The sequence below is a fragment of the Flavobacterium gelidicaeli genome (assembly GCF_013294005.1).
Classification (GTDB): domain Bacteria; phylum Bacteroidota; class Bacteroidia; order Flavobacteriales; family Flavobacteriaceae; genus Flavobacterium.
In genome coordinates this window covers 243,072-249,143 of record NZ_JABSNK010000006.1, presented here as the reverse complement: position 1 = coordinate 249,143, position 6,072 = coordinate 243,072, and the positions used below count along the sequence as shown (strand labels likewise).

Annotated in this window: 9 protein-coding genes, 1 tRNA gene and 1 pseudogene; 5 read left to right on the top strand and 6 right to left on the bottom strand. The window is 29.9% G+C overall.

Going from position 1 to position 6,072, the window contains the following annotated elements; genetic code table 11:
* Positions 1-187: ISAon1 family transposase N-terminal region protein (locus tag HNP99_RS17635; protein ID WP_463671060.1), on the bottom strand; the 187-nt coding region annotated here is incomplete at its 3' end.
* A 129-nt stretch (positions 188-316) separates the two neighbouring features.
* Here HNP99_RS17635 and HNP99_RS17705 point away from each other — a divergent pair.
* Positions 317-1,030 (top strand): annotated as a pseudogene (locus HNP99_RS17705) (IS256 family transposase).
* Between the two features lie 210 nt (positions 1,031-1,240).
* Positions 1,241-1,495 (top strand): transposase, encoded by a 255-nt coding sequence (locus tag HNP99_RS17630; RefSeq protein WP_371810468.1) that lies wholly within the window; start codon positions 1,241-1,243, stop codon positions 1,493-1,495.
* A 299-nt stretch (positions 1,496-1,794) separates the two neighbouring features.
* On the opposite strand, the gene HNP99_RS11515 is transcribed toward HNP99_RS17630, so the two are convergent.
* The 4 genes from HNP99_RS11515 to HNP99_RS17775 form a co-directional block, all read right to left on the bottom strand.
* Positions 1,795-2,007, bottom strand: coding sequence for a transposase (locus HNP99_RS11515; RefSeq protein ID WP_371810467.1), 213 nt, complete (start codon positions 2,005-2,007; stop codon positions 1,795-1,797).
* A gap of 280 nt (positions 2,008-2,287) precedes the next feature.
* Positions 2,288-2,422 (bottom strand): hypothetical protein, encoded by a 135-nt coding sequence (locus HNP99_RS17780; protein ID WP_256434548.1) that lies wholly within the window; start codon positions 2,420-2,422, stop codon positions 2,288-2,290.
* Between the two features lie 183 nt (positions 2,423-2,605).
* On the bottom strand, positions 2,606-2,902 hold the full coding sequence (locus HNP99_RS11510) for an ISAon1 family transposase N-terminal region protein (protein ID WP_217424414.1): 297 nt from the start codon (positions 2,900-2,902) through the stop codon (positions 2,606-2,608).
* A 590-nt stretch (positions 2,903-3,492) separates the two neighbouring features.
* On the bottom strand, positions 3,493-3,615 hold the full coding sequence (locus tag HNP99_RS17775; protein ID WP_256434547.1) for a hypothetical protein: 123 nt from the start codon (positions 3,613-3,615) through the stop codon (positions 3,493-3,495).
* Between the two features lie 433 nt (positions 3,616-4,048).
* On the opposite strand from HNP99_RS17775, the gene HNP99_RS11505 reads away from it, so the two are divergent.
* From HNP99_RS11505 to HNP99_RS11495, 3 genes are all read left to right on the top strand, one after another.
* Positions 4,049-4,133 (top strand) — tRNA-Ser (locus tag HNP99_RS11505).
* A 141-nt stretch (positions 4,134-4,274) separates the two neighbouring features.
* On the top strand, positions 4,275-4,829 hold the full coding sequence (locus HNP99_RS11500) for a nitroreductase family protein (RefSeq protein WP_173853529.1): 555 nt from the start codon (positions 4,275-4,277) through the stop codon (positions 4,827-4,829).
* A 19-nt stretch (positions 4,830-4,848) separates the two neighbouring features.
* Positions 4,849-5,499: a M15 family metallopeptidase gene (locus HNP99_RS11495; RefSeq protein ID WP_173853528.1), complete on the top strand. Its 651-nt coding sequence runs from the start codon at positions 4,849-4,851 to the stop codon at positions 5,497-5,499.
* Between the two features lie 4 nt (positions 5,500-5,503).
* Here HNP99_RS11495 and HNP99_RS11490 read toward each other — a convergent pair whose 3' ends face one another.
* Entirely contained in the window at positions 5,504-6,070 is a 567-nt protein-coding gene (locus tag HNP99_RS11490; protein ID WP_173853527.1) for a hypothetical protein, read from the bottom strand.
* Between the last annotated feature and the right edge of the window lie 2 nt (positions 6,071-6,072).

Genomic DNA, 6,072 nt, shown 5'->3' with positions numbered 1-6,072 from the left:
CTGTTATTTCATCAAAGAATCCTTTTGAAATTAATTTGTTTTGACGATATTCTTTTGGTAGTGAATTAATCTCTTTTAGATAAAGATGGAGAGCTACATTTTCCTTTTTATAAGAAGTAAGTTCAAAATAGTTTATTATTATCTCAGGTAGTAATAATTTTAGGATCTCATTAAAAGATTCTTGCATTGGGATAAGATTTTAAAATACAAATATCCTTATTTAAATATTTCCCCACAACAATATGTATTGATCCTAAAAAAGTGTGTAAAGTAAAAAAGTTGTAATTTTAAATTATGACAAATAAACTTACATACTATGAACCTTACACACGCTCAAATTTCGGAATTATTGTTGAATATAGCAAATTCTGAAAATGGAACAAACTTACTGATGCAAATGGCATTAGATGCTTTTATGAAAAGTGAACGACATCTACATCAACTAGAGCATCCAGGAGATTCTGCAAATGGATATCGTACAAGGAAAGCACGAGGATCTGGTAAAGAAATGGTTTTAAAAGTACCTAGAACAAGAAATGGAACATTTTATCCAGTGCTTTTAAATATGCTTCGCAATGAAGATGAAGAACATCACAAGTTGATTTTTAGTTTATATCGCCGAGGCTAAACAACCGAGCAAGTTAGTGATGTTTACGAAGAAATTTACGGAAAAGAGTACAGTAAGCAGCAGATCAGTTATTTAATGAAAGATAGTCGCGAGGAAGTTTCAATTTGGCTTAAGCACAAATTAGATTCTCACTATTTAGTGTTTTATATAGATGCAACTTTTGTTCATACTCGAAGAGAAAAATCGGTCAGCAAAGAGGGATATTATGCTATATTAGGCATTAAAGAAGATGGTTCTAGAGAATTCCTTAGTATTGTAAATCATCCTACAGAAGGAGTTTTGTTGTGGCAACAAGAGTTAGAATCATTAAAAGAACGAGGTGTTCAGAGTGTTGGCCTAGTTGTCTCAGACGGCTTAACGTCGATAGAAAATGCTATTGCAAGGTCTTTTGTTAATGCTTAGCATCAGTTATGTATAGTGCATCTCAAACGTAATATTTTAGCAGTTTTTACAAGAACAAAACGTTTAGAAATAGGCAAAGAACTTCTTGAAATATTTGCAATAGAAACAAAAAATATTACCGTAGTAGAAGCATTTTAAAATTTATGTAAATTCGTAGAGAAGTATAAAAAAAGTTATCCTAGTTTAAAATCATTTTGAAACCAGCGAAATATAGCATATTTCACCTATTTAAATTATCCAATTTCGATTCAGAGAATGATTTATTCAACCAACTGGATAGGACGTTTAAATCGAGATTACAAACGGGTATTGAAAATGAGAGGAGCAATGCCAAGCTTAGAATCAGTACTTTTTTTAATGGGATCAGTGGCTATGGAAAAAGAATATAAATCCTATGTCTATCCCGTATCAGTTTTTAGAGAGATTGAAGAATTAAAAAGAATAATAGAAAAAGAAGAAGTCTAGTTCCGCTACGCTTCACTAAACTTCTTCTTTTTCTATTGAAATAATAATAACAACTTTTGGCTCACATAAATTTTCTGGGGATCAAGCAAAAAGCTTTTCCATTCTAAAGAGAAAGAATTTAAGAAGAAATCAATTTTTCTAACACCTCTATCCCGATAGCTATCGAGAGATTACTAAAAGCTTTTATTTTGCATTGAAAGATTCTGCTGAAGGATTTGTGCTACGATTATCAAAGTAGTTTAGTATTGAATTATTATTGACCGTTATGGTGTTTAGAACGATATTAAAGTTCTTAAATTCTAATTCCTCTCGTTTTTATACCAGTGAGCCAATTTTAGCATCGCAATATTCTTATTGATATTATTGTTATAGATAATTCGTAGTTGCTGTGATAAAGCATATGCTTTTTTTAAATCAGGATATAATTCGAATAATAGCAGTACTCTCTTTTTTTGGCTGTTAGTCCATTTGTCATGGGATTTGTAAAGTAAGTAGCGACTTTGAGCTAATATTTGTTTTAAAGTATCTCCATTATTTAAAAGCTGGGAAGTATATGTTTTGTTTTCTGATTTAGCTTTTACTATTACTTGATTCTCTGTCCATTGCTTCCCATCGGTACTTGATTATATTTTTTTGCAAAGTTTCTAAGGCTAGTTTTGTACATGAAAACGATCTGTTAACTATATAGCATTTGGAGAATATCTTTTAGCTATCAACTTCATAGAATTAGCCATATCAAGAGTGATTTCTATAACTGCTTGTCTTTTTTTTTAAGTCGATTTTACTGACTTATTAAATAACTTTTTCTGTTTTAGTGCCAGTAATAATAGCCACTAATGATCCTTTTTTGCCTTTAGCTTTTTTATTGGTCACAATAGTATAAAGTTCTCCGTGGGATAGGGTAACTTCGTCAATTGCGAGATGCATACTTATATTTTTAGGCTAAATAATCCAGTTATGGGCATATTTTCTAGGTTCGCAAGTACTAAAAGAACTTAAGTGATTTTATACTGCCTTTGGAGTTTTTTACCATCAGCGCCTAAGAAGCCTCCGGGCAAATGACAATTTATGGGTGTGTTATCTATTAATTTCATTTAAAAAAGCCGCAAATTATTGCGTCATATAAATTCCTTTTGCTACTAATTGCCAATCTCTTTTGATGATTTCTCCGGTAGCTTTGTTTGTCCAGCGACGGAGTTTAATGTGTAAATAGACAAATTTACCTCTAAGAGGAAAATTCTGAATCGTTATTTCATACAGAAAGCCTTTGGGTACTAATTCTAAAGCATCAAACTCTTTTGGAGGTTTTATCTTTTCTTCGAAATACAGATGTAAGTTTTCTTCTGAATTAATTGTAGAAACTATTTCAAAGTTCTCAATTAAAAAATCAGGGGTTATAAATTTCAAAAGGTCTATAGAAGTTATATCTCATTGTTAATACTACAAAATATTAATTTTTCTAAAAATTCTCCCCAGGTTTTGTTTATGATCCTAACTCTTGAGCCATTCGGGTTCCTTGTACTATAATATTCTAATCACGCTTAATTATTGTTTGTTTTTCTTTATCTGTCCATTATCTCTTTTTAATATATAAATAAACCAAGCTGCCTTTTAAAGAGAAATCTAGGATTATGATTTCATTTTATAATCCTTTAGGTAATACTAGTTGATAATTAGTAAATTCTTTGGGAGAAGTATTTTTCTCTTAAAAATAGAGGTCCATTTTTTCTAACTCATTTTTAGTATGATCTAAATCTAAGTGCTCAAAAATCAATTCAGGAAGTATGAGTTTTAGTAGTTCTATATAATTGTCCAGGATGCGTTTTTTTCTGCTTAAAAATAGATTCTTTAATTTCCCTCCAACTTTTGAGATTGACCCAATATTACTTGCGTACTCAATAAATAATTTAGTTATTTTAAAAGTTAACAATTACTAATTCTTAATCCCAATGGCTATCGGAATTAATACTTAGTAATTGTTTGGTGTTAAATTGTTTTTAATAGAGATTTGACTCGGTTAAGGCGGTGTTTTCTTTGTCTATAACTTCCCATTTTACTCTAATTCTAATTTCTTGAACAGTTGCTTGTGTAATTTTTTGAAAATGAAAACGTTTTGTCACTTGTTTGGATTTTGAAGAGTTTTTTTAGCAATTGAATTTATACTATTAACTATGTAAGTGTAATTTCTATAAACTGATTGTTTTTTTTTATGTGATTACTAAGATATATTTATTGATTAATTTATAATTTTTTTTGCGTGAGAGATAGTAGCGACATCCTTTTATGTAGTCCGGATATGGGACTACATAAAAGATATAGCGGTTAGCTCGACCCTTTTTGGGGTCACGCCATAATTATTTTGTATTGATTAAGTTAATTTGTAATTATTGTTTTTTATATTGATTAAATATATATAATCATGTTAAGTAGTTTTAATACTGGATGTTAATTGTTTGTTTAGAAAATAAATATAAAATAATTTAGATTTATGTTTTTTAAATGGAATAAATGTTTAAATTTGCAACCGCAATCAGATAGTGGTTGTGATTTATTGGAGAAATGGCAGAGCGGTCGAATGCGGCAGTCTTGAAAACTGTTGACTGTAACAGGTCCGGGGGTTCGAATCCCTCTTTCTCCGCGGAATTAAACCCTAATAACTTATAAAGAGTTATTAGGGTTTTTTATTTTATTTAATTCTAGATTTAACTAAAGCTACTTATGTTAGTTTTATTAGATTTGGTAACTTTGATTTGATTATTAATGACTAATGTACAATTAGATGAATGTAGAAGAGGCAATTAAAACAAGGCGTTCTATAATGCCTGATCAATATATTGATAAAGAGATTTCCAAGGAATTAATACTTAAAATTCTTGAGAGTGCTAATTATGCTCCTAATCATAAATTAACTGCCCCTTGGCGTTTTAAAGTTATCACAGGTGAGACTAGGGAGGAATTAGGTTTGTTTTTAGCGAATAAGTTTAAAGAAATAGGTCCAACTTTTTCTGAGTTTAAATATAATAAGATAAAGGAAAATCCTAAGAAAGCAGCCGCTGTTATTGCTATTTGTATGCAACGAGACCAGAAAGAATCTGTCCCTGAGTGGGAAGAAATTGCTGCTGTTGCTATGGCTGTTCAAAATATGTGGTTGATGGCTACAGAATTAGAAATAGGTTCTTACTGGAGTTCACCACCGCTTATTAAATATATGCACGAGTTTTTTGACTTGGCTAAGGGTGAAGTTTGTTTAGGGTTCTTTTATATGGGATATTTTCATACTCCTTCAACAGAAAAAACACTTGGTGCTATTGATGAAAAAATAGTTTGGTTATAATATTAAAAAAGTAATACTTATGATTTCAAAAGATTCTTATTTATTGGCTTTTGTTTTTTTAGCTATATGCAGTATCTCTAACGCTCAGGTAAAGATTACAGCTAATCAAAACATTATTTTGAGTGATACGACATTTGTAAATTTAAAAGATTACAGCACTGATTTTATATATGATATGAAATATGCTACTGAAGATAATTTTTTAAAGGCTAAAGTTTATGATTGCGCTGAATGTTTGATTAGGTTAAAAACAGTAAATGCTTTAGTTAAAGCAAATAAAGAGTTTATTAAAAAGGGATATCGAATTAAATTATTTGATTGTTATAGGCCTTTAGATATTCAAAAGAAGATGTGGATGATTGTCTCTAATCCTAAGTATGTTGCGGATCCTAAAAAAGGTTCTATACATAATAGGGGCGGAGCGGTAGATATTAGTTTGGTTGATTTAAAAGGGAAACCTTTAAATATGGGAACTGATTTTGATTTCTTTGGTATTCAAGCTAGTCACAATTATTTGAAATTACCGAAAGAGATTCTTGCGAATAGAAAGTTACTGAAAAAAGTAATGATTGCAAATGGGTTTATTTCTTTTGATTCAGAATGGTGGCATTATAATTTAAAAATGGCATTAAAAGATCCTGTTTCTAATGCCAAATGGGACTGTGATTAACTATTTATTCTACACAGCTTAAATTGTCAATAAAATAATTTTCAGGTTTATAGATTATATTATTTAATTCTGATGTGAATTCTTTTTGTATTACATAATCAGAAATATCAGTTAAGAATTTTATTCGCATTAATGACATTGGAGATGATTTTAAATCTTCGAATGAACCTTTTATGAACATAAACTTACCTGATATTATACGGTTGTCAAAATCTTTGTCGTCACGAATTAAAGAGCCACAATTTTCTTGATCAAGATGTAGCAATGTTACTATTTTTCCATTTTGAAGCTGAAGGTATACTTTCGAATTTTTATCAAAACAATTTGCTTTCATAAAGCTTTTACTTTTTTGAATCATTTGTAGATTTAAGGTAGGCATTCCATCAGTAGAGGCTAGTGAGAAAAAGATATAACTAGAATTACCTGCAAAATGACTTTCAGAAATCATATAGTCTTTTGTGACTTTGTAGGTTCCTAATGAATCAGATATATTTTCGCTGTATTCACATGGTTTTTGTGCTAATAAAGAGTTTGTAATGAAGAAAATTACAATTAAAAAGACTTGTTTCATTT

Bases quoted from the DNA above. Each gene is read 5' to 3' on its own strand.
- HNP99_RS17780 (WP_256434548.1), bottom strand. From the start codon at position 2,422: ATGCATCTCGCAATTGACGAAGTTACCCTATCCCACGGAGAACTTTAT.
- HNP99_RS11500 (WP_173853529.1), top strand. From the start codon at position 4,275: ATGAATGTAGAAGAGGCAATTAAAACAAGGCGTTCTATAATGCCTGAT.
- HNP99_RS11495 (WP_173853528.1), top strand. From the start codon at position 4,849: ATGATTTCAAAAGATTCTTATTTATTGGCTTTTGTTTTTTTAGCTATA.
- HNP99_RS11490 (WP_173853527.1), bottom strand. From the start codon at position 6,070: ATGAAACAAGTCTTTTTAATTGTAATTTTCTTCATTACAAACTCTTTA.